Origin of the sequence: uncultured Flavobacterium sp. (assembly GCF_951805225.1) — a bacterium.
Classification (GTDB): Bacteria; Bacteroidota; Bacteroidia; order Flavobacteriales; family Flavobacteriaceae; genus Flavobacterium.
In genome coordinates, this window is record NZ_OX638201.1 from 5,645,713 (window position 1) to 5,667,459 (window position 21,747).

General features: G+C 32.2%; 16 protein-coding genes. 6 read left to right on the forward strand and 10 right to left on the reverse strand.

The window, feature by feature from the left end:
* Positions 1 to 71 precede the first annotated feature (71 nt).
* Positions 72 to 1,811, forward strand: coding sequence for a CocE/NonD family hydrolase (locus WN975_RS23545; protein ID WP_337968597.1), 1,740 nt, complete (start codon positions 72 to 74; stop codon positions 1,809 to 1,811).
* A 41-nt stretch (positions 1,812 to 1,852) separates the two neighbouring features.
* Here WN975_RS23545 and WN975_RS23550 read toward each other — a convergent pair whose 3' ends face one another.
* Together WN975_RS23550 and WN975_RS23555 are read right to left on the reverse strand one after the other, a co-directional pair.
* Positions 1,853 to 2,557, reverse strand: a complete 705-nt coding sequence (locus tag WN975_RS23550) for a response regulator transcription factor (RefSeq protein ID WP_337968598.1) — start codon at positions 2,555 to 2,557, stop codon at positions 1,853 to 1,855.
* Positions 2,558 to 2,587: 30 nt separating this feature from the next.
* Complete coding sequence (locus WN975_RS23555; protein WP_337968599.1) at positions 2,588 to 3,640, reverse strand: sensor histidine kinase; 1,053 nt, start codon at positions 3,638 to 3,640, stop codon at positions 2,588 to 2,590.
* A gap of 298 nt (positions 3,641 to 3,938) precedes the next feature.
* Between WN975_RS23555 and WN975_RS23560 the strand changes: the two genes are divergently transcribed.
* Positions 3,939 to 5,021: a hypothetical protein gene (locus tag WN975_RS23560; protein WP_337968600.1), complete on the forward strand. Its 1,083-nt coding sequence runs from the start codon at positions 3,939 to 3,941 to the stop codon at positions 5,019 to 5,021.
* Positions 5,022 to 5,175: 154 nt separating this feature from the next.
* Here WN975_RS23560 and pruA read toward each other — a convergent pair whose 3' ends face one another.
* A complete protein-coding gene (pruA, locus tag WN975_RS23565; RefSeq protein ID WP_099710855.1) occupies positions 5,176 to 6,801 on the reverse strand; it encodes an L-glutamate gamma-semialdehyde dehydrogenase in 1,626 nt (541 codons plus the stop codon).
* Between the two features lie 190 nt (positions 6,802 to 6,991).
* Here pruA and WN975_RS23570 point away from each other — a divergent pair, with 190 nt between their 5' ends.
* The 4 genes from WN975_RS23570 (at position 6,992) to pdeM (ending at position 13,036) form a co-directional block, all read left to right on the forward strand.
* On the forward strand, positions 6,992 to 8,044 hold the full coding sequence (locus tag WN975_RS23570) for a ligase-associated DNA damage response exonuclease (protein WP_337968601.1): 1,053 nt from the start codon (positions 6,992 to 6,994) through the stop codon (positions 8,042 to 8,044).
* Positions 8,045 to 8,235: 191 nt separating this feature from the next.
* Positions 8,236 to 9,837, forward strand: coding sequence for an ATP-dependent DNA ligase (locus tag WN975_RS23575; protein ID WP_337968602.1), 1,602 nt, complete (start codon positions 8,236 to 8,238; stop codon positions 9,835 to 9,837).
* 92 nt (positions 9,838 to 9,929) lie between these two features.
* Entirely contained in the window at positions 9,930 to 12,392 is a 2,463-nt protein-coding gene (locus WN975_RS23580) for a ligase-associated DNA damage response DEXH box helicase (protein ID WP_337968603.1), read from the forward strand.
* A gap of 8 nt (positions 12,393 to 12,400) precedes the next feature.
* Positions 12,401 to 13,036: a ligase-associated DNA damage response endonuclease PdeM gene (pdeM, locus tag WN975_RS23585; protein WP_337968604.1), complete on the forward strand. Its 636-nt coding sequence runs from the start codon at positions 12,401 to 12,403 to the stop codon at positions 13,034 to 13,036.
* On the opposite strand, the gene apaG is transcribed toward pdeM, so the two are convergent.
* The 7 genes from apaG to map form a co-directional block, all read right to left on the reverse strand.
* Entirely contained in the window at positions 13,033 to 13,419 is a 387-nt protein-coding gene (gene apaG, locus WN975_RS23590; RefSeq protein WP_008467225.1) for a Co2+/Mg2+ efflux protein ApaG, read from the reverse strand. The two genes, pdeM and apaG, sit on opposite strands and share 4 nt — an antisense overlap.
* Positions 13,420 to 13,520: 101 nt before the next feature.
* Positions 13,521 to 14,783 (reverse strand): DUF5103 domain-containing protein, encoded by a 1,263-nt coding sequence (locus tag WN975_RS23595; RefSeq protein ID WP_337968605.1) that lies wholly within the window; start codon positions 14,781 to 14,783, stop codon positions 13,521 to 13,523.
* Between the two features lie 268 nt (positions 14,784 to 15,051).
* Positions 15,052 to 17,961 (reverse strand): DEAD/DEAH box helicase, encoded by a 2,910-nt coding sequence (locus WN975_RS23600; protein ID WP_337968606.1) that lies wholly within the window; start codon positions 17,959 to 17,961, stop codon positions 15,052 to 15,054.
* 120 nt (positions 17,962 to 18,081) lie between these two features.
* A complete protein-coding gene (locus WN975_RS23605) occupies positions 18,082 to 18,855 on the reverse strand; it encodes a methyltransferase domain-containing protein (protein WP_337968607.1) in 774 nt (257 codons plus the stop codon).
* A gap of 6 nt (positions 18,856 to 18,861) precedes the next feature.
* Positions 18,862 to 19,386 (reverse strand): hypothetical protein, encoded by a 525-nt coding sequence (locus WN975_RS23610; protein ID WP_337968608.1) that lies wholly within the window; start codon positions 19,384 to 19,386, stop codon positions 18,862 to 18,864.
* Positions 19,376 to 20,686, reverse strand: coding sequence for an AAA family ATPase (locus WN975_RS23615; protein ID WP_337968609.1), 1,311 nt, complete (start codon positions 20,684 to 20,686; stop codon positions 19,376 to 19,378). Before WN975_RS23615 ends, WN975_RS23610 begins: the two co-directional genes overlap by 11 nt.
* A gap of 135 nt (positions 20,687 to 20,821) precedes the next feature.
* Positions 20,822 to 21,640, reverse strand: a complete 819-nt coding sequence (gene map / locus WN975_RS23620; protein ID WP_099710863.1) for a type I methionyl aminopeptidase — start codon at positions 21,638 to 21,640, stop codon at positions 20,822 to 20,824.
* Between the last annotated feature and the right edge of the window lie 107 nt (positions 21,641 to 21,747).

Consider the following 21,747-nt stretch of genomic DNA (forward strand, 5'->3'; position numbering starts at 1 on the left):
TTTCTGGATTTGACGAAATCCGGATTTTTACAGATCATTTTTTTTTAAATAAACTACTTTAAAACAATTCAATGAGAACAATTTTAAACTTTATATTTCTTATTTTGATAGTATCAAATACATATTCACAGCAAACAAATAAAACAAAATCCGAAGATTTAAAAAGCGCTTATGATATTCAGGATAGCGTAATGATTAAAACTCGCGATGGCGCATTTATTTCAGCAATAGTAGTTCGGAAAAAAGGAGTTTCTACACCAAAACCTGTAATACTTCAATATACGATTTATGTTACGGAAGCCAGAGATATTAAATCTTTGAAAGCAGCTGCAGACAAGGATTATATTGGTGTAATTGCTTATGCCAGAGGGAAACGATTTAGTCAGGAAGAGATATTTCCGTATGAGAATGACACCAATGATGCGTATGACGTAATTGACTGGATTAGTAAGCAAAAATGGTGTAACGGAAGTATTGGAATGTATGGCGGCAGTTACAACGGATTGACGCAATGGGCGGCTTGCAAAAAAATGCATCCTGCGCTAAAAACTATAGTTCCGTATGTTGCTAATAGAGCCGGAATGGGTTTGCCAATGGAAAACAACGTATTTATAAATCCTAATTACGAATGGTCTTTTTATGTTGGCAATAACAAATATCTGGATACAATTGCCGGAAATGACAGACAGCGTTTTAGAAAAATGCAATTTAAATGGTGGGAAACCGGAGTTGCCTACAAAAAAATCGACAGCATTGACGGAAGTCCAAACAGGCTTTTTCAAAGATGGCTAAAACATCCATCTTTTGATGAATATTGGCAGAAAATGTCGCCTTATAAAAAGGATTTTGCGCAGATAAATATTCCTGTTTTGGTGATTGACGGTTATTATAATGATTCTCAAAATTCGAGTTTGTATTATTTAAGAGAACTTCAAAAATACAATCCCAAAGCTAATTCTTATTTAATTATTGGTCCATACAGTCATTTTGGTGCGCAAAAAGGTGGTTCTGCCATATTGAACGGTTACAAAGTTGATGCAGACGCACTTATTAATACTAATAAAATAACGTATCAATGGTTTGATTATATTTTGAAAAACGGACCAAAACCTGAAATCTTGAAAGATAGAATTAATTATCAGGTAATGGGTGCGAACAAGTGGAGAAGTGCTCCGTCTATTGATAAAATGAATAATGGTTTTCTAAAATTTTATTTAACGGATAATAAATCAGGAAAATTCTATTCTTTGAACGCTACAAAGCCGGCTAAAAATAATTATCTCTCACAAGAAGTAGATTTTGCCGACAGACAAGTACAAAATAATGATTACTATCCTGATCCTATTATTAGAAAAGAAATCGATACAACAAACGGTTATGTTTTTGTAAGTGATCCGCTAAAAGAACCGCTTTTAGTAAATGGTTCTTTTTTGGGCGAAATAAAAGCAAGTATCAACAAAAAAGATATGGATATTGGAGTTACTTTATACGAAGTGACACCAGAAGGGGAATATTTTAATTTAGCCTATTTTATTGGAAGGGCGAGTTATGCTAAAGACATTACAAAGAGAAATTTACTAAAACCAAATAAAATTGAAACGATTCCTTTTTTGAATACACGTTTGGTAAGTAAACAATTAAGTAAAGGAAGTAGATTATTAATTACGTTGAATGTAAATAAGAATGCCTTCTCAGAACTCAATTATGGAACAGGAAAACCAGTCGCCGATGAAACTATTAAAGATGCCAAAGAACCTTTAAAAATAAAATGGTACAATGACAGCTTTGTAAAAATTCCAATTTGGAAATAAACGAAAATCCCAATCTTAATTACTCTAAGATTGGGATTCTTTTATTTCAGAATAGCTGTCTCTAAATGATGCAGCCAATTTTCTTTATAACTATTTCCTATTGGTATTTCTACAGTATTTATTTCGACTTCATTCTTAGAATAGGCTGTTAATTTTTTGATTTGAATGATATAAGAACGATGAATACGAACAAAATTAGAGTTTAGCAATTTTTCAAAAACGGAAATATTCTGCTTAATATGGTGCGATTTTCCGCTTTCAAGATGAATAGTGATATAATCTTTTAAACTTTCGATATACAAAATTTCGTCAAAGATAATTTTGATGTTCTTAGCGCCGCTAGTTACAAAAATATGATTTTCAGTTGTAGCATTTATTTCTTTTTTTGGATTTTGTAATTGCTTGAATTTTTCGATTGAAACAAAAAAACGATCAAAAGCTATTGGTTTTAAAAGATAGTCTATAACGTTAAGTTCATATCCTTCAAGTGCATATTCTCTGTAAGCAGTCGTAAAAATTACTTTGGGCGGATTCTTTAGTTTCTTTAAAAATTCATTGCCTTTTAATAGCGGCATTTCTATATCCAGAAAAATTAGATCAACTGTATTTGTTTCCAAAAAAGTGTAAGCTTTAAGTGCATTTTCGAAAGAATCGATTAATTCGAAATTTTCAAAATTCACTAAATGCGAAGCAATTAATTCTCTTGCCAAAGGTTCGTCGTCAACTATAATGCACTTGTATTTCATTCAAAAAAGAAAATATTAATAATTTATAGATTAAACAATCAGATAAAGCTTTACAGTATAATTATTCTGAGTTTCTTCAATTTCTAATTGATGTTTTTTAGGATATAATAAATCCAATTGTTTACGAACGTTTTCTAGTCCAATTTTAGATTTATCCGAGATCTTCCCAAAATCATTTTTAGGCTTTGTATTTTCAATGCTAAAAACGATTTGTTCTTTTTTGCTCTCCAGATGCAATCTTATTTTTGCTTTTTCGGTTTCATTTATGACACCATGTTTAAAGGCATTTTCTATAAAAGTTAATACAATTAAAGGCGAAATTTTGTGATTGTGCTCAATGTCTTTAGTAAATAAAATGTCTAATCTGTTTTCGCTATAGCGGAGTTTTTCCAATGCAATATAATTTTCTATCAAAGTGATTTCTTTTTCGATAGAAACATAATCTTCGTTACAACGGTACAATACAAAATCTAGAATTTCAGATAATTTAGCAATTACTTCAGGCGCTTTTTCATCTTTTTTTAAGGTTAAAGTATATAGATTATTTAATGTATTAAATAGAAAATGTGGATTCAGTTGATTTTTTAGAATCTTTAATTCCATTGATTTTTTTTCTTCTTCCAGTTTTAAAAGTCGCTGTTGTTTGCGGTTAAAACTTATAAAACCTAAAATAATAACCGGATAGGTAATAAAAGAAAACTCTCTTAGAATCAATTTAACTGAAGTTAATCTTTCAGGAACAGTCATTTTGTGTCCAAGCCAGTCATCAAAGAAACCTGGAAATTTTGGTTCGAGATAATAAAATTTTAAAATCATTAAAAAAGCAAAAACGAAATAGAGCCAACCCAAAGCAGAAACTATAAAAAGCAAATATTTCTTTTTATTTAGTGTTTGAGGAATAATCCAATAAATCAAACCATAGCCAACGGATGCTTGTCCTACAATTTTCCAGGAATAAATAAATAGAAAAGCATAAGAATCTTCGTTATCAGATTTGTTCGAATAATAAAAGAATAAAAAGAAAATCCAGTAGAAACAATGAAGTAAGACTCTTTTTATGTCAATTTTTTGGATGAAATTCATAGAATATTTAATTGAGAGCAAGATAGCAAAATATAAAATTAAGCATTGTTTGTTGTTATAAATAATGAGTTTTTGCTTTCAAAAACATCGTTTGAGCATACGAACACAGTAAAATTGAATTATTCATTATTTGTTTGCTAAAACAGCCTTTTTAATTGCGTCCATAATTCTCATAACTTCTTGCAATTATATTCGCTTAAAAAACAATTATGATCAAACTTATCCTTGTATTGGTGGTGCTTCTAAGCGAAATGTTAAAATAAAATTTCTTTTAAATAATAACTTAACCTAAAACAAAATGAAAAGAATAATTAAAAACGCAATTGGTATTCTGATTTTAATGAGTACTTCAAATTTATTCTCGCAAGAAAACAAACAAGAAATTAAATACAACGAAACTTCTAAAGTAATAAAACCTACTTTGTTTGCAGACTTAGGCGAAACCTGCCAAACTCCAGACGGAATGGCGCTGGATAAAAAAGGGAATTTATTTCTGTCGATTACAAACGCAATTTCATTTGAAAAGTACGGAAGCAAAATCTTAACCTTCGATGAGAATGATAAACCTGTAACTTGGTTTGATAAATTGCCATTGCATCCCGTTACAAAAAAAGTACACCCAATGGGAATGGAGTTTGGACCTGACGGGAATTTATATATAATGGATAATCAGTTTTTTACCGGAAATGAGAATTTCTCGAGATTACTAAGAATTAATGTAAAAGATGGAAAACCAATAAATGCTGAGGTTTTAGCCGAAGGATTTAATTTTGGAGAAGCGGTAAGATGGTCTAAAAACCGAATTTATATAACAGATGCTTTGTTTGAAAACAGAAGAGAAAGCGGAATTTATAGTTTTTCATTAGAAGAATTGAACAAGAAAAATATCGTTCTGAATTCATCAAATAAGAAAGATTACCTGATTGCAACTTTTACCTTAAAACCTGAAGTTAGTAAAAGAACAATCGGGATTGACGGAATTGCTTTTGATAAAAAAGGGAATTTATATGCAGGGAATTTTGGTGATGGAGTAATTACTAAAATAGAATTTTTTGCGGATGGAAAAGTGAAATCTAAAAAGGTTGTTTTTGATTCGGATAAATTAAAATGTTGTGATGGCTTTTTTTATGATGAAAAAAGAAACTCGATTTTTATAGCCAATTACGAAAATAATAGCGTTCATGAATTAAATTTAGATACAAATACTATTTCTTTAATTTGGGAAAATGATAATGCTGATGGTTCTGACGGACAATTAGATAATCCTTGTGAGACTATTATTTATAAAGGAAAACTGCTAGTCGTAAACTATGATACTTTCGAAGGAGAAAAAAATAAAGAAGCAGATAGTTTTCATACGATCTCAAGTTTTAAATTGTAGAATTAAAGAAGAAAAAATCCTCACAATGCGAGAGAGTTTAATGATTACATTTTAAACATAACAGTGTAAAAGCAAAAGCCGAATCTTAATGAAAAGATTCGGCTTTTTATATTGACAAAGTTTCTAATTTGAAACTTTAAACCTGAAACAAAAATTAACCTAAAAACGGGTATCTGTAATCTTCTGGAGTTACAAAAGTTTCTTTGATTGTTCTTGGAGAAGCCCAACGTAATAAGTTCAATGCAGAACCTGCTTTATCGTTAGTTCCTGAAGCTCTCGCTCCACCAAAAGGCTGCATTCCTACAACAGCTCCTGTTGGTTTATCGTTGATGTAGAAGTTACCTGCAGCATTTTGCAATTTCGTAGTTGCTACTTCAATAGCATAACGATCCTGGCTAAATACAGCTCCTGTCAAAGCATACTCAGAAGTAGTATCAACTAATTCTAAAGTTTCTTCCCATTTTGCATCTTCATAAACATAAATAGTAATAACTGGTCCGAATAATTCGGTTTCCATTGTAGTATATTTTGGGTTTGTAGTTACAATAACTGTTGGTTCAATAAAGTATCCAACTGATTTATCGTAATTTCCTCCAACGATGATTTCAGCATCAGCGTCTTTTTTAGCCTGGTCGATATAACTTGCTAATTTATCAAAAGAACCTTCGTGAATAACTGCAGTAATAAAGTTTCCGAAATCTTCCGGAGAACCCATTTTCATTGATTTTACATCAGCAATTAATTGTTCTTTTACAGCTGGCCATAAACTTTGTGGAATATAAGCTCTTGAAGCTGCAGAACATTTTTGCCCTTGAAATTCAAATGCACCACGAGTAATTCCTGTAGTCACTTGTTTTACGTTTGCGCTTGGGTGTGCAATGATAAAATCTTTACCACCAGTTTCTCCAACGATTCTTGGGTATGTTTTGTAATTGTGAATATTTGCACCAATTTTAGCCCAGATATCTTTAAATACGTGAGTTGATCCTGTAAAGTGAACTCCAGCGAAATCACGACTTGCCAAAACGGTATCAGTAATCATTAAAGCATCTCCAAAAACAACATTGATAACTCCATCAGGAACACCAGCTTCTTTGAAAACTTCGATGATAATTTGTGTAGAGAAAACCTGGCTATCACTTGGTTTCCAGATAACAACGTTACCCATCATTGCAGCACTTGCAGGAAGATTTGCAGCAATAGCAGTAAAGTTAAAAGGAGTAATAGCATAAACAAAACCTTCAAGAGGTCTGTATTCTAAACGATTCCAAACAGAAGAATCTGATTTTGGCTGATCGTTGTAAATTTGAGTCATGAATTCTACGTTGTAACGTAAAAAATCAATTAATTCACAAGAAGCATCAATTTCTGCCTGGTGAATATTTTTAGATTGTCCAATCATTGTAGCAGCGTTAATACGCGCTCTGTATGGACCTGCAATAAGTTCAGCAGCTTTTAAGAAAATAGCAGCACGTTGTTCCCACGCCATGTTTGCCCATGCTTTTCTAGATTCAAGTGCATTAGCAATTGCTTTTTCGATATGTTGTTTTTCAGCTAAATGATAAGTTCCTACGATATGTTTGTGATCGTGTGGAGCTGACATTGTTCTTGTATTTCCAGTTCTGATTTCTTCGCTCCCAATATATAAAGGAACGTCAATTTTAGAATTCCACATTGTGGTATAAGCTGCCTGAACAGCTGCTTTTTCTGGTGAGTTAGGTGCGTATCCTTTAACAGGCTCGTTTACCGCTTTTGGTACATGAAAGAATCCTTTTAACATGGGATGAAATATTTTAAAATTACGAATTATTTAATTTTACACAAAAGTACAAATGATAATTTGATTATATCACAATACATTATTAAAAAGTTGTAATTAAATAAACTAATCCCGTTAAGGTGTAAAATAAATATCAGCGTAAATAATTAAATTTGAGGTTATTCCGAAAGAATTTCTTAAATGTAATAGTATGAAAATCCCACTTTTAGCTTTTAATGATAAAGGTATTTATTGCCAGCAGGCCGATGTTTATCTCGACCCGTGGAAACCTGTAAAAAATGCCATAATCACACACGGTCACGCCGATCATTCGCGCTGGGGAAATCAAAATTATATTACACATTATACCAATATTCCAATCATTCGCCATCGCTTAGGCGAAATAAACGTAACCGGAAAAGAATGGGGCGAAACCTTTGTCATTAATAATGTGAAATTCTCCCTGCATCCCGCTGGACATATTATAGGAAGTTCTCAAGTTCGAGTAGAGCATAAAGGAGAAGTATGGGTTTTTACCGGAGATTATAAAACCGAAGATGACGGAATTTCAACTCCATATGAAGTCGTAAAATGCGATACGTTTATAACCGAATGTACTTTTGGTTTACCCGCTTTCAATTGGACGCCGCAAGCAGAAGTAATTACAGAAATCAATAATTGGTGGGCAGAAAATAAATCCGAAGGCAAAACTTCTATTCTCTTTGGGTATTCTTTAGGAAAAGCACAACGACTTTTAAAATATTTAAATACTGATATCGGAACTATTTATACACACGGCGCGATCGAAAATATGACGAATGTTTTACGTCCGATGGTTGAATTCCCTCCAACAACTCTCGTAACCAGAGAAACCAAAAAAGAAGAATTATTAGGGAATATTGTTCTCGCTCCACCAAGTGCACACGGAAGTATCTGGATCAGAAAAATGACGCCTTTTGTAACTGGTTCCGCAAGTGGCTGGATGGCGTTTCGAGGTGCAAGACGAAGACGTGCGATTGACAAAGGTTTTGTTTTGAGCGATCATTGCGATTGGTATTCTTTATTAGATAGCGTAAAAGCAACAGGTGCAGAAAAAATAATTTGTACGCATGGTTACACCGATATTTTCTCTAAATATCTAAGAGAGTTAGGTTACGATGCCAGAACTGAAAAAACACAATACGAAGGCGAAACGGCAGAAATGGAAAAAGAAGAAGAAAAAGAAGCCGATCAAAATGAAACTTCGATTATTGCTGAAAATTAATTAAATGGAAAGAAAATTAACGCATAGAAACATAGTTTTTCTTTGTGGTTAAAGGCATTTCATTTGTTTAAACAAACATAGCTATGTGTGAAAATCTAGATTTTTTAAAAACATCTTCTTTTTCAATTTCAAACCTATGTTTCTATGTGTTTAACAATTATGCGGAACGAGTTTAAAAATAATATACGTTAATGAAAAACTTTGCCCAACTTATAAAAACCCTTGACAGTTCGAATAAAACGAACGTAAAAGTAGATGCCCTGACGACGTATTTTAAAAATGCATCGCCGGAAGATAAAGTATGGACAATTGCAATTTTATCACATCGACGTCCGCCAAGACCGGTCAATACTACTTTATTGCGAATTTGGGCAAATGAGTTAGCCAATATTCCGTTATGGCTTTTTGAAGAAAGTTATCATATTGTGGGCGATTTAGCCGAAACGATTGCTTTGATCATTCCAACTACAAAAGAACATTCGGATAAAAGTTTAACAGAATATCTACAGGAAATTATCGCTTTAAAAAAGAAATCAGATCCTGAGAAAAAAGAATATTTACATGAAAATTGGTTAGCGCTTAATTATTACGAACGCTTTGTTTTTACCAAATTAATTACCGGAAGTTTAAGAATCGGCGTAAGCCAAAAATTAATGACGCGCGCCTTATCAAAAGCAGAAAATGTGGATGAAGATACTTTGGCTTATAAATTAATGGGAAACTGGGATCCGAACACCATTACTTTTCAGGAATTAATTTTGGATGAAAAAAGCAGTGATTATTTATCTAAACCCTATCCCTTTTATTTGGCATATCCAATTGAAGGCGAAGTAGAAAATCTTGGAAATCCCGAAGATTGGTCAATCGAACATAAATGGGACGGAATTAGGTCACAAACTATCATCCGCGAAAGCGAAATTTATGTTTGGTCGAGAGGAGAAGAATTAGTTACAGATAAATATCCGGAGTTTAAATCTTTCTTGGGAATTATTCCAAACGGAACCGTTATCGATGCTGAGATTCTGGCTTTTCCGGAAGGAGAAATAGGGACCTTTAATGATTTACAAGCCAGAATTGGTCGTAAAACTATTTCTGCATCTTTGTTAGAAAAAGTTCCTGTAATTTTAAAAGCGTATGATATTCTGGAATGGGAAGGGAAAGATATTCGGGATTTACCTTATGTAGAACGCCGATTGTTATTAGAACAATTGTACGATTCGATAAAAGATAAAACGTCTCATTTTCAATTATCAGAAAGAATTTTGCTCCATTCCTGGGAAGATGTAACGAACGAAAGAATGCGTGCCCGCGAAATGAAAAGCGAAGGTTTGATGTTAAAACGAAATAATTCGCCGTATCAGGTAGGAAGAAAAAAAGGCGATTGGTGGAAATGGAAAATAGAACCTCTCGTAATCGATGCTGTTTTAACTTACGCTATGCGAGGTCATGGACGACGCTCGAATCTTTTTACCGATTATACTTTCGCACTTTGGCAAACCAATGAAAAAGGCGAACGAGAACTCGTCACTTTCGCGAAAGCATATTCCGGTTTAACCGATGCCGAATTCAGAAAAGTTGATGATTTTATAAAGAAGAATACTTTAGAAAGATTTGGTCCCGTAAGAAGTGTAACGCCACAATTGGTTTTCGAAATTGGTTTTGAAGGCATCGCACTTTCAAAAAGACATAAAAGCGGAATTGCAACCCGATTTCCGAGAATCTTAAGATGGAGACAAGACAAAAAAATAGAAGAAGCCAACTCTATAGAAGATTTAAAAAACATGATTTCATGAAAGGTTCAAAGGGACAAAGTTTCAAAGAAAAAACTTTAGAAAACAGCTAAACTTTGTCCCTCTGAACCTTTGCAACTTTGAACCTAAAAAAAATGAATAGAGAGGAACTTTATACCATTGCAGAAAACTGGTTTCACGATCAGGGTTGGAAAGCATTTCCTTTTCAAACCCAGACCTGGACTGCTTTTCTGCAAGGTAAAAACGGTTTATTAAACGCGCCAACCGGAAGCGGAAAAACCTATGCTTTATGGTTTCCGATCGTTCTCGATTACATTAAAAAAAATCCTGATTATAAAACCAAACATAAACCCGGATTAAAAGCAATCTGGATTACGCCCTTGCGCGCACTTTCGGTCGAAATAAAACAAGCTGCTGAAAGAATTGTTCAAGATTTAGATACGCAAATGACCGTTGGAATTCGGTCTGGAGATACTTCGCAAAGCGAAAGAGTAAAACAAAGCAAAAAAATGCCGGATTTACTAATAACAACTCCAGAAAGTTTACAATTGCTTTTAGCATCAAAAGAATTCGCTAAAACTTTTGCCAATTGTTCGGCGATTGTAGTAGACGAATGGCATGAATTATTAGGCACAAAACGTGGTGTACAAATGGAACTTGCTTTGTCTCGATTAAAAACCGTAGCGCCAAAAATGCGTATTTGGGGAATTTCAGCCACAATAGGAAATCTCGAATTAGCACAACAAGTTTTACTAGGATTAAATTCTGAAGCCTATCAAAATTCGGTTTTAATAAAAGCGAATATCAACAAGAAGATAAAAGTACTTTCGATATTGCCTGAGAAAATGGACAGTTATCCGTGGCGCGGACATATGGGATTACACTTAATTGATGAGGTTGCTAAAATCATCAGAAAGAGTAAAACCACTTTAATTTTTACCAATGTTCGTTCGGCTTGCGAAATGTGGTTTCAGGCCATATTAGAAAAATATCCTGAATTTGCCGGAGATATGGCGATGCATCACGGAAGTATTAGTCGAGAAACGCGTTTGTGGGTTGAAAATGCGATTAGAAACGAAGATTTAAAAGTAGTAGTTTGTACTTCGAGTTTAGATTTGGGAGTTGATTTTGCTCCGGTTGAAACTATAATTCAAGTTGGCGGACCAAAAGGTGTTGCACGTTTTCTGCAAAGAGCAGGACGAAGCGGTCATCAACCCGGAAAAGAAAGTGTTATTTATTTTCTTGCAACGCATGCAATTGAACTTATAGAAGCGTCGGCACTTAAAAAAGCAGTTGAAAAAACGATTGTCGAAGATCGAATTCCGTATTTAAACAGTTGGGATGTTTTGGTACAATATTTAAATACTTTGGCGGTTTCAGACGGATTTTTTCCTGATGAAATTTTTGAAGAAGTGAGACAAACATTCTGCTATCAAAACATCACAAAGGAAAACTGGAACTGGATTCTGAATTTCATTACCAACGGAAGTCAGAGTTTACAAGCTTACGACGAATTCAAAAAAGTTGAGGTTGAAGAAGACGGACGTTTTAAAATCAATAGTAGATTGATTGCCATGCATCATCGAATGCAAATTGGGACAATCGTAGGCGATGCATCTTTGAACGTTAAGTTTTTAAGCGGAGGCTATATTGGTTCTATTGAAGAATGGTTTGTCTCAAAACTAAAACCCGGCGATGTTTTTACTTTTGCCGGAAAAAGACTTGAACTTTTCCGTGTAAAAAACATGCAGGTTCTAGTTCGAAAAGCCGATCCTAAAAAAGCATCAAAAGTAGTAAGTTGGATGGGCGGTCGTATGGCTTTGTCTGTACAAATGAGCGAATTGCTTCGGGAAGAATTATATGCTGCAAATACAGATAATCTGACTCCGGAATTAAAAGCCTTAAAACCTATTTTTGATAGACAACGCAAGGAAAGCATTGTTCCTGATACAAACGAATTTTTAATAGAAACCTTTAAAACCAGAGAAGGATTTCATGCCGTTTTTTATCCTTTCGAAGGTCGGTTTGTGCATGAAGCTTTGGCTAGTATTCTCTCGTATCGCATTAGTTTGCTTTCGCCAATTACTTTTTCTCTGGCGTATAATGATTACGGATTTGAGTTACTTTCAGATCAGGAAATTGATATGCAGGCTATTTTTGATAATAACTTATTTTCATCAGAATATATTCATCATGATTTGCAAAAAAGCTTAAATTCGACCGAAATGGCTCGAAGAAAATTCAGAGATATTGCTGTAATTGCCGGATTGGTTTTTACAGGAATGCCGGGAAAACCTGTTAAAACGAAACATTTGCAAAGTGGTTCGCAATTGCTTTTTGAAGTTTTTCGAGATTATGAACCAGATAATTTATTATTGCAACAAGCTTATATAGAAACATTTGAACATCAACTAGAAGAAGGACGTTTGCTTCAGGCATTGGAACGAATTAACAGCCAGACAATTGTTTGGAAACAATGCAAAAAGCCAACGCCATTCAGTTTTCCTATAATTACAGATCGATTAAGAGAAAAATTGTCTAGTGAAACTTTGCAGGAAAGAATCAAAAAAATGACTGCAAGTTATATGAAAGTCTAAAAAGAAATATGAAAATAGTCATTGATAATCAAATATTTACATTGCATCAATCCGGAGCAGTATTTTGGGAAGAAAAGAAGATTCTTTTAATTTCGGATGTGCATTTAGGTAAGGTTGCGCATTTTAGAAAACACGGAATCGGAATTCCGAAAGATGCTATTTTTGAAAATTTTACTCGTTTAAACGCCGTTTTAGAATTGTTCAATGTTGAAACGATTGTTTTCTTAGGAGATTTATTTCACAGTAAAATCAATAACGAATGGGATTTATTTGTAGAATGGACCCAACAACATTCGCAAAAGATTATTTTGGTTGAAGGAAATCACGATATTATTTCTAAAGAATTTTACGCCGATTTGAATATTGAAATTTATAGCGAATTAGTTATAGATAATTTTTTACTGACGCATCATCCAACAGAAGAAGAAAATCTTTTTAATTTTTGCGGACATCTTCATCCCGGAATAAAATTAAAAGGATTAGGAAGACAATTTTTAAGTTTATCGTGTTTTTTTAGAAAACCGAAACAATTGATTTTTCCTTCGTTTGGAGAATTTACCGGCAATTCGTACTTAATTCCAACAGAAAATGACAAAGTCTACGCCATTACAAAAGAAGAAGTAATTGAAGTTAATGTAAATTAATTTAAAGCAAACGGAGCACACATTCTAAAAGTAGGAACAATAACTTTGAATGTTTTTGTAGTCGTAAAATTGATCATATTAAAATGACCTTTCATAGCGCCATAAGGTGATGATAATAAACAACCAGAGCTATAAGTGTGATTTTCTCCAGGTTTTAAAACTGGTTTTTTTCCAATAACGCCTTCTCCGTCAACAACCTCTAAATCATTTAGAGAATCAAAAATTTCCCAGTGACGAGAAGTTAACTGAACAGAATCTTTACTGTGATTTTCGATTGTAACGACATAACTAAAGGCAAAATGAATCTTGTAGTTTTTGAAGTAAGTACCTTCAAAACTAGTCAAAACAGATATTTTTATGCCTCTTGTAATTTGAGAAACCATACTAAAGTAGTATATATGTGTGCGTTATATGTGCAAATCTACAAAAAAAAATCATTCCGCCCGAAACCTTAACAATGTTTTAATGAATGATGAACAATGTTTTAATTTATGATGTTTATTGAGTTTGCATTTCCTTTTCCGATAACTCTTTGATAGCGATCTGAGGTTTCTTTGTAATAAACTAATATGGTGTACTCATTCTCAGTTTGATAAAAATTTCCGTCTATAGCATTTTCATTGTCAATTACACCTTTTTTATCTGCAATTGTGTATTGAAAATTAGTAAAACCCTGCTTAATCATAACGGCTTTTTCAAAAAGTCCTTTCTCAGCATTATAATCCATTTTATATTCTGGCGAAAGGCTGTAATTATTAAACATTCCAGTAATATAAATGTCTTTGCTTGAAGATCTAAAAGTGGGAGCAGACAAGCTGAAATAAACCCACGCATAATCAGCTTCGATTTCGTTATTCGAAGCGTTTATATTTTTTACAACAAAATTCCCGTTTACATCTTGATTTAAAGTATAAATCTGATTGGCGCGTGCCAAATTGGTGTATAAATACGAGTTGTAAATGTCATTATTTGCACCAACTTTTGCAACATTATTGCTTCCTGCTCGAATGTCTTTGTTCTCAAAATACAAGAATTCATTTCCGCCCCAAAATTGAGTTTCCTTATTGTATTTATAAACCAGTTGATTTCCGATTGTGTATTGTGGCGGAATATTTTTTATAGCAGTATTGAAATTTCCGTTTTGTAATAAAAGAATTTTTACGTTTTGCAATGGAGTCTGAAAAACAATATCATTTGATAAAACCGCAAAATCCAAATTTTGTTTATAATCTATATTCGTAACATCACGGCTTCTTTTTACCTGAGCCGTAACCGTAGAATGTTCTTCATACAAAATGAACTTTCGTGAAAAAACAACTTCTCTGTCTTCGTTAAGAATCTTCAAGATATAGTTTCCTGAAATGCGCAACTGACTTGTAAATTGATTTGGAAAAGGAAGTCGATAATGAGAATAAACCTGAAGCGTGTTGAATGAATTTACATAATCTGTAATTCTTTGATTATCGAAACCACTTATATAATCCGTTTTTGGAATATCAGTTGGAATCCAGTTGTAGTCACAATGCACAACTTCAAAATAATAATTGGCTTCATTACCAAATAAATCATCAAATTGAAATTGAAATGTGTCGCCTAATTGAAATATAGGAACAACATTATTACCATTCTGAACAAATGAAACGGTTTTGATATTATAAGGAGGAACTACTTCATTTTGTACTTCTTGAGCTGTCGCCGAAGCAAAAATGAAAAGTAAAAGGAGATTTCTAAATAAAAATTTTGGCATCTTATTACGTTGTATGAATTCGTTGGGTATAATTTATTTTAACACATAGAAACATAGATTTTGTAATCTCAAAAAAGGCGTTTCACTTATTTTAAATACACAAAGTCGGCTATGTGAGAGAAATATATTTCTTTTTTAAATTCTTTTTTACACATAAAATCTATGTTTCTATGTGTTTAAATTATATCCAACATATTTGTAAGATTGTAAATATAACAATTTTATATAACGAATATGATGCCAATCTATTGGTTTTGAAAACAAGTTATTAAGAACCCAAAATGTATTCTAGATTAACTTCGATTTCGTCGTTGATGTAACTTTCTTCTAAAAGTGAATCAGATAGAAGCTTTTTGTTTTCCTGTAATTTGATGATTTTTTCTTCCACCGTATTTTTCGAAATGAATCTAACAACGTTTACTTTATTTAATTGCCCAATTCGGTGCGCTCTACCAACACCTTGCTTTTCAGCAAAAGGATTCCACCACGGATCGAGGAACAAAACATAAGAAGCTTTGGTAATATTCAATCCAACTCCACCAGCTTTTAGCGAAATAAAAAACAATAAAGGCTCTTCTTTTTCCTGAAATAAATTGACTTGTTGTTCTCTTTTTTTGGCAGGAGTTTCACCTGTAATTTCACAAAATCCTATTTTATTTTCTTTACACCAATCCGTATAGAAACTCAAATTGGTAACAAAAGAGCTAAAAATGATCGTTTTTTGTTTCTCTTTTACTAAAGTTTCCAGATAATTTGTGACTGCAATGTATTTTCCAGAATCAATTTCAGATTCCTGATCTACCATTTTTGGATGATTACTCAATTGTCTTAACTTCATCAATGTATTGATAATGCTAATTTTATCAGGACCTGAACCGTCTGTTTTTAATAGAAAATTACGAGCTTTTGATTTCTCTTTCTCGTATAATTTTTCCTGTTCAGGATCCATATCGCAATAATAAATCTGTTCAGTCAATTCCGGTAAATCCTTTAAAACCTGTTCTTTGGTTCGTCTTAAAATATAAGGCTGAATAAGATTTTTCAATTCAGATAAACTATTCTCGTCTTGTTTCTTCTCAATCGGAATTTTAAAGTTTTCCGCAAAGAAATTATAACTTCCCAAAATATCCGGATTTATAAATTGCATTTGCGACCATAAATCGTCAAGCGAATTTTCGATAGGCGTACCACTTAAAGCGATTTTATGATTGGTGTTTATTTTATTAATCGCTTTAAAAATCTTAGAATCCCTGTTTTTAATATATTGACTTTCGTCTAAAATTAAATAACGGAAATTGTATTTTTCTAAAATTGAAATATCACGATGAATAATACTGTAACTGGTAAAAATTAAATCTGATGAATCTAATCTGCTTGCCAACAACTTTCTGTCATTTCCTACATACTGCATTCTTGAAAAATGCGGTGTAAATTTTGCAGCTTCATTATACCAGTTAAAAACCAATGAAGACGGTAAAACAATCAGAGTTTTCATAGGTTCTCTTTCGATCGTAGTTTCATTTGCAAACAAATCAAAATTGGTTGTTTTAGTTGTAAAACCTAATTGTTCTTGTACTGCGACTAAAACAGCCAGAGTTTGTAATGTTTTACCAAGTCCCATATCATCAGCCAGACAAGCTCCTAAATTTGAGTTGAAATGACCTAAAAGCCATTTTACGCCATCAATTTGATAAGGTCTTAAAGTAGCTTTCAGCAAATCAGAAGAAGTATATTTGGCTTCCTGAATTGGATTTACATCGTCTTTGATTTCCGGAATCGCATCTAAAGCCGCAAAATTAGATTTACGTAAAAGTAGATTTCCATTTTCTGTTTTGGCCAATTTTGCCAGCGAACTATATTTGCTTAGCCATTCTAAAGGAATCAAAAAATAGTTTCCGTCAGGCAATAAAAACAATCTTTCTTTGCTTTTTATATTCGGAATAATTTCGCTGAAATTGATGGTATAACTTCCAATAGAAATGATGATTTTAATATCAAACCAATCTTCTTTTGTTTCTCCTTTTGAAGTTGTAACCGTATGATTTTCTGTAATGATTTCTTTGCTTTCCAGTTTCAAATTCTGGATTATAAACCCTGAATTTTCCAACTCTTCTTTGCGATCAATAACAAATTGAATATTAGAATAAGGATCATGAATTTCAGTATCTGAATTCAATCCGAATAGTTCATTTTTGATTTTTATTAAACCAATTTCCAGTAATTTATCTGTATATAAAATTTCATCGGAACTTCGTTTAAACTGAATTATTTTGGGCTCATTTACAATGCTGAAATCGACAAATGAATGTGTTTTTTTTGTTTTACTGGCGTCAAATAAATAACCGTTATACTCAAAATAAAGGTTGAGGTAATAACAGTTTTTAAAGAAATCATAAACGGGCTGAATCGTGCACGAAATGATTTTGTCACGACTTTCAATTTCAAAACCAGTCGCTTCAATATCAATTTTTTTGGCTATTTCTGGAATGAAATTTTTGAAATAATTGTCAACTAATTTTGAAGGTATTTCGATTGATTTTTTCTTTAAAAAAGGAGAAAGTTTTTTAGCATTAAGTTCTTTCAGACGTCCTAATTTTTTATCGATAATCAACCAGCCCGGCTCGTCCAGAAGAATATCGACATTTTTATCCATTGGTAGAAATGTGATTTCTTCTTCTTTTAAAGATAAAGTATACGTGATGCCTTCAGCGTGTTTGTCAAATTGAATTTGAGGTTCAAACTCTAACGGATTTGTGTCAACTCTCCAACGATAAAAATCCTTTTCGGCACTCATATTAGCAGAGAACGGAAATTGTTCTTTTACAATTAGATTGTAAAAGGATTCCAAGTTAAATTTTAAATGCTGACGAATAGCAAATTCAATTTTGGAATCTTTTTGCAAATCAGCAATTGTTTTAGCCGATTTTATTTTGGCGCTGAATTTCTTGAAAATAAAATCAGGCTTTAAAGAGTCGCAAGCCGTTAGTATTTTTTTTGTATTGGAATCTAAATTTTCAAAAAGAACTCCAAAACTCTCAAGTACATCTGCACTCGCTTTTTTTTCTAGATATTTAATATCATCGGTATTCTCAATGATATAAGCTGTTGGGATATATACATTCAGGTTTTTTTCAAAACTGATGTCAAAGCAAAACTGAAATGATTGTGTAGGTTTCAAGGTTTAGGGATTTGGTTGGCTTATAATTTAGAGATTGGGCAAAAAAATAAAGAGTTTTCAAAATATCAATAATTTGAAAACTCTTTTAAATGAACTTGTATCACTTATATGGTGAAAGAATTAGTTTTCCTGTTTAAAACAAAGTGGAATAATTTCGCCTTTTGCCAAACAATATTTTTCTACCAATTCAGGAGAAATTTTATTAGTATAATCTTCTTCGATTACGATAAAACCGATGCTTCTTAATTTATCAAAATAATCGCGTCCATAAATACGAACGTGATCGTATTGTCCAAAAATTTTGGCGCGTTCTTTTTGATCTGTAATAGTATCATCTGCAAAAGTTACCGCACGGGATAAATCCTGTGGAATTTGTAGAATCGCCATTCCGCCTGGTTTTAAAACGCGATATAATTCACGCATCGCTTTTGTGTCATCCGGAATATGTTCTAAAACGTGATTACATAAAATAACATCGTATTCATTGTCTTTAAAAGGCAAATTACAAATGTCTGCTTTTACGTCTGCCAAAGGCGAAAATAAATCAGTTGTAGTATAATCCAGATTTTTCTGCTTACGGAATCTTTTATAAAAAGCTTGTTCTGGAGCAAAATGAAGTACTTTTTTTGGTGCTGTAAAAAAATCAGTCTGATCGTTTAAATACAACCAAAGCAAGCGGTGTCTTTCCAGAGAAAGTGTACTTGGCGAAAGCACATTATTACGTTGTTTTCCGTATCCGTAAGGCAAAAATGATCTAAAACTTTTCCCATCAATAGGATCAGTATATTTACTTCCTTTTAAAGAAAGCGCCAAAATCGGTCGGGCAACATAACTCAAACGAATTAATAATGGACGAGGTATTGTATTAAGTACGAGTTTAAAAAGTTTCTTCATGGGGTCTTATATGCCGAATATTTTTTTGAATCGATAATGATCAATTACTTTTAGTTTTGAAAATAAGTGTTTGTATTCATTTGATAATTCTCTTTCCATTAAAGAAAAATGTTGCAATCGGGTAGGGTGACAATCTCGATTATAAACAAAATAAATTTGAAAACTACTATTTGGAAAAGACATTTGTTCTGTGAATCCATTTTTGAAAATGAAATTATAAAATGAAATTATGCTTTCCGTAGACTTTAATCTAAAGTCTATTTTTTTAATGGCACTACTTTTAAATTCAACAAATATAATTTTATCTTCTTTAAAATAAACCGTGTCAGCAGTTTTAATTTCTATACTTGTTGTATTTTTAGTCTTAGTTTTTGGATTTATTGTGTCGAAATCAAAAGCTAATTTTTGAGAGTTTACTAATTGTTTTTTAATTAGAACTTCATTTTCTTTCTCTTCGTACCAAGAAATTTCTTGTAATGTTTTTTGATTTACATTGGCTAAAAAGTAATCTCGAATTTCATTAATCCTCATTGTTGATATCTTGAATTTTATAAAAGGCATCCGATATTGAACTTAAAATAGGAGTTATATCTTTTGTAACGTCAATTATTTTTGAGGATAATCCATCTTCGTTTTTTTCTGCAAAATAAAAATTTGTTAAATCTTCATATTGATATTTTTTACAATAAGCTTCTAAAGCCTCTATGAAATAAGGGCTGTGTGAAGTTAATACAATTGGAATAGCAAATTCTTGGGAAAGGCGTACTAAAATTTCTGCATATTTAACTTGCCAAGTTGGATGTAAATGTACTTCAGGCTCGTCAATAATTAATAATGAGTTTGAATTTAAAACACCTTTTTGTAAAAGTAATTGTAATACACCAAAACTTTTTATTCCAGTTGCGACATTATTTAGATCAAATTCTATATCTTCTTTTTGAAAAATCAATTGATTTTTTGAATTAAATCCAAATTTTCCTTTAATCACATCTGAAATTATAGAATTTAATTTTTCAGTATTTTCAGTAGTGTCTGAGAAGATGTCTTGATCTTTTTTTTGTTGTAAAATTTTACTATTTAAATATTCATTTTTATCTCTAAGGACATGAACGTTAGTAAAACGAATAGAATTTTTATTCCCTAATTTCATAGGGGATTCGATAAAAAATACATCATTATAATAAAAAGACGAGCTAGATTCAAAGCCTTCAAACGTAATAGGTTCCTCGAATATGATTTTTTGTTCTACGGCACCTTCTATACTAATTGCTGAATTATCCTTTTTGAATTTGTTTTGAATTTGTGAACCAAATTCATTTTGAAAATAAGCCTCTAACTCGTAGTGTAATACTTCTTTAGAATCTATTGAAATTGAAATGCGATTAGTTATGTCATTTATAAAAGTGCTTAATTGAAGTTTAATTGACTGATTGGAAAAGTTGCTATACAAATTATCAATAGCATCAAGCTCTTTAATGAGATCATTTGAGTCAGACTTGTTAGAATAAATGTTTACAATAAATTCTCCAATATGAGACCCAATATTATCAATATATTCACTAATAAATTCTTTTTGAATATCATCATCTTTAGGATTAGATGGTTTGGTACGTAATAAAAGATTTCGAATATCTCTAATCTTATTTCGAATATATTCGTTTTTTGAAGAATTAAATAATTGTTCGTCAATATTAACCCCTCTAACTAAAGCATATAAAACTTTTCCAATAGTACTTTTCCCAGAATCATTTTGACCAGCAATAAGAGTTATTCCTTCAATGTTGATGTCGGCTTCTTCAATAATTCCAATATTTTGGAGTTTAATTTTCATTTACTATTTTTTATAAAAGTAGTTAACTTTAAATTTAATAAATTAATATTTAATACTAAGTTATAAATTTATTATTGGCTTCTAAATAACTTTTGTGAATTTTGGCGTATAATTTTATGAATCTCTGTAGAATTCTTATAATACTAATGGCACTTTTCTGAATTCGTCTTCTTCATTGCTTTCGATTCCAAGAGCTTTATAAATGTATTGGAAAGTCGATAATAACTCCGGTTTTCCATCTATTAAAGCCACGTCGTGTTCGAAATGTGCACTTGCTTTTCCGTCTGCAGTTGTAATAGTCCAGCCGTCTTTATGTTGTTTGATATTTCTAGTTCCCATATTGATCATTGGCTCAATTGCAACAACCATTCCTTCAACAAAAAGTTTACCGCGACCACGTTTTCCGTAGTTTGGCATTTCTGGTTCTTCGTGCATTTTTTGCCCTAAACCATGACCAACCAATTCACGAACAACTCCGTAACCGTGAGATTCAGTATATTTTTGAATTGCGTTTCCAACATCTTCAACGCGATTTCCAGCTTTAAATTCTCTAATTCCTACATAAAGAGATTCTTTAGTTACTTGCAGAAGTTTTTTAACTTCAGGAGCAACTTCTCCAATTTCAAAACTGTAGGCGTGATCACCATGATATCCATTTTTGAATGCACCACAATCTACCGAAATAACATCACCACTTTGCAATGGAGTATTATTCGGGATTCCGTGTACAACCTGAGAGTTTGGACTCATACAAAGTGAATTCGGAAAATCATACAATCCCAAGAAACTAGGAACCGCACCGTGATCACGGATAAATTCCTCAGCTAATTTGTCAAGGTATAATGTAGTAACTCCTTCTTTGATTTCAGAAGCAATCATTCCTAATGTTTTCGATACGATTAAAGCACTTTCGCGCATTAATTCAATTTCCTCTCTACTTTTTTGGATAATCATATTTTTCAGATTTTCAGTTCGCAAAAGTACGATTTTAATATTATTTTTTCAGGTTGATGAATTTAAAAATTTTCGCCACGAATTTCACGAATTACATTCGCTTAAAG

What these genes read in the sequence shown, in the direction of transcription:
- WN975_RS23545 (WP_337968597.1), top strand. Translation starts at nt 72, where the DNA reads ATGAGAACAATTTTAAACTTTATATTTCTTATTTTGATAGTATCAAAT.
- WN975_RS23550 (WP_337968598.1), bottom strand. Translation starts at nt 2,557, where the DNA reads ATGAAATACAAGTGCATTATAGTTGACGACGAACCTTTGGCAAGAGAA.
- WN975_RS23555 (WP_337968599.1), bottom strand. Translation starts at nt 3,640, where the DNA reads ATGAATTTCATCCAAAAAATTGACATAAAAAGAGTCTTACTTCATTGT.
- WN975_RS23560 (WP_337968600.1), top strand. Translation starts at nt 3,939, where the DNA reads ATGAAAAGAATAATTAAAAACGCAATTGGTATTCTGATTTTAATGAGT.
- pruA (WP_099710855.1), bottom strand. Translation starts at nt 6,801, where the DNA reads ATGTTAAAAGGATTCTTTCATGTACCAAAAGCGGTAAACGAGCCTGTT.
- WN975_RS23570 (WP_337968601.1), top strand. Translation starts at nt 6,992, where the DNA reads ATGAAAATCCCACTTTTAGCTTTTAATGATAAAGGTATTTATTGCCAG.
- WN975_RS23575 (WP_337968602.1), top strand. Translation starts at nt 8,236, where the DNA reads ATGAAAAACTTTGCCCAACTTATAAAAACCCTTGACAGTTCGAATAAA.
- WN975_RS23580 (WP_337968603.1), top strand. Translation starts at nt 9,930, where the DNA reads ATGAATAGAGAGGAACTTTATACCATTGCAGAAAACTGGTTTCACGAT.
- pdeM (WP_337968604.1), top strand. Translation starts at nt 12,401, where the DNA reads ATGAAAATAGTCATTGATAATCAAATATTTACATTGCATCAATCCGGA.
- apaG (WP_008467225.1), bottom strand. Translation starts at nt 13,419, where the DNA reads ATGGTTTCTCAAATTACAAGAGGCATAAAAATATCTGTTTTGACTAGT.
- WN975_RS23595 (WP_337968605.1), bottom strand. Translation starts at nt 14,783, where the DNA reads ATGCCAAAATTTTTATTTAGAAATCTCCTTTTACTTTTCATTTTTGCT.
- WN975_RS23605 (WP_337968607.1), bottom strand. Translation starts at nt 18,855, where the DNA reads ATGAAGAAACTTTTTAAACTCGTACTTAATACAATACCTCGTCCATTA.
- WN975_RS23610 (WP_337968608.1), bottom strand. Translation starts at nt 19,386, where the DNA reads ATGAGGATTAATGAAATTCGAGATTACTTTTTAGCCAATGTAAATCAA.
- WN975_RS23615 (WP_337968609.1), bottom strand. Translation starts at nt 20,686, where the DNA reads ATGAAAATTAAACTCCAAAATATTGGAATTATTGAAGAAGCCGACATC.
- map (WP_099710863.1), bottom strand. Translation starts at nt 21,640, where the DNA reads ATGATTATCCAAAAAAGTAGAGAGGAAATTGAATTAATGCGCGAAAGT.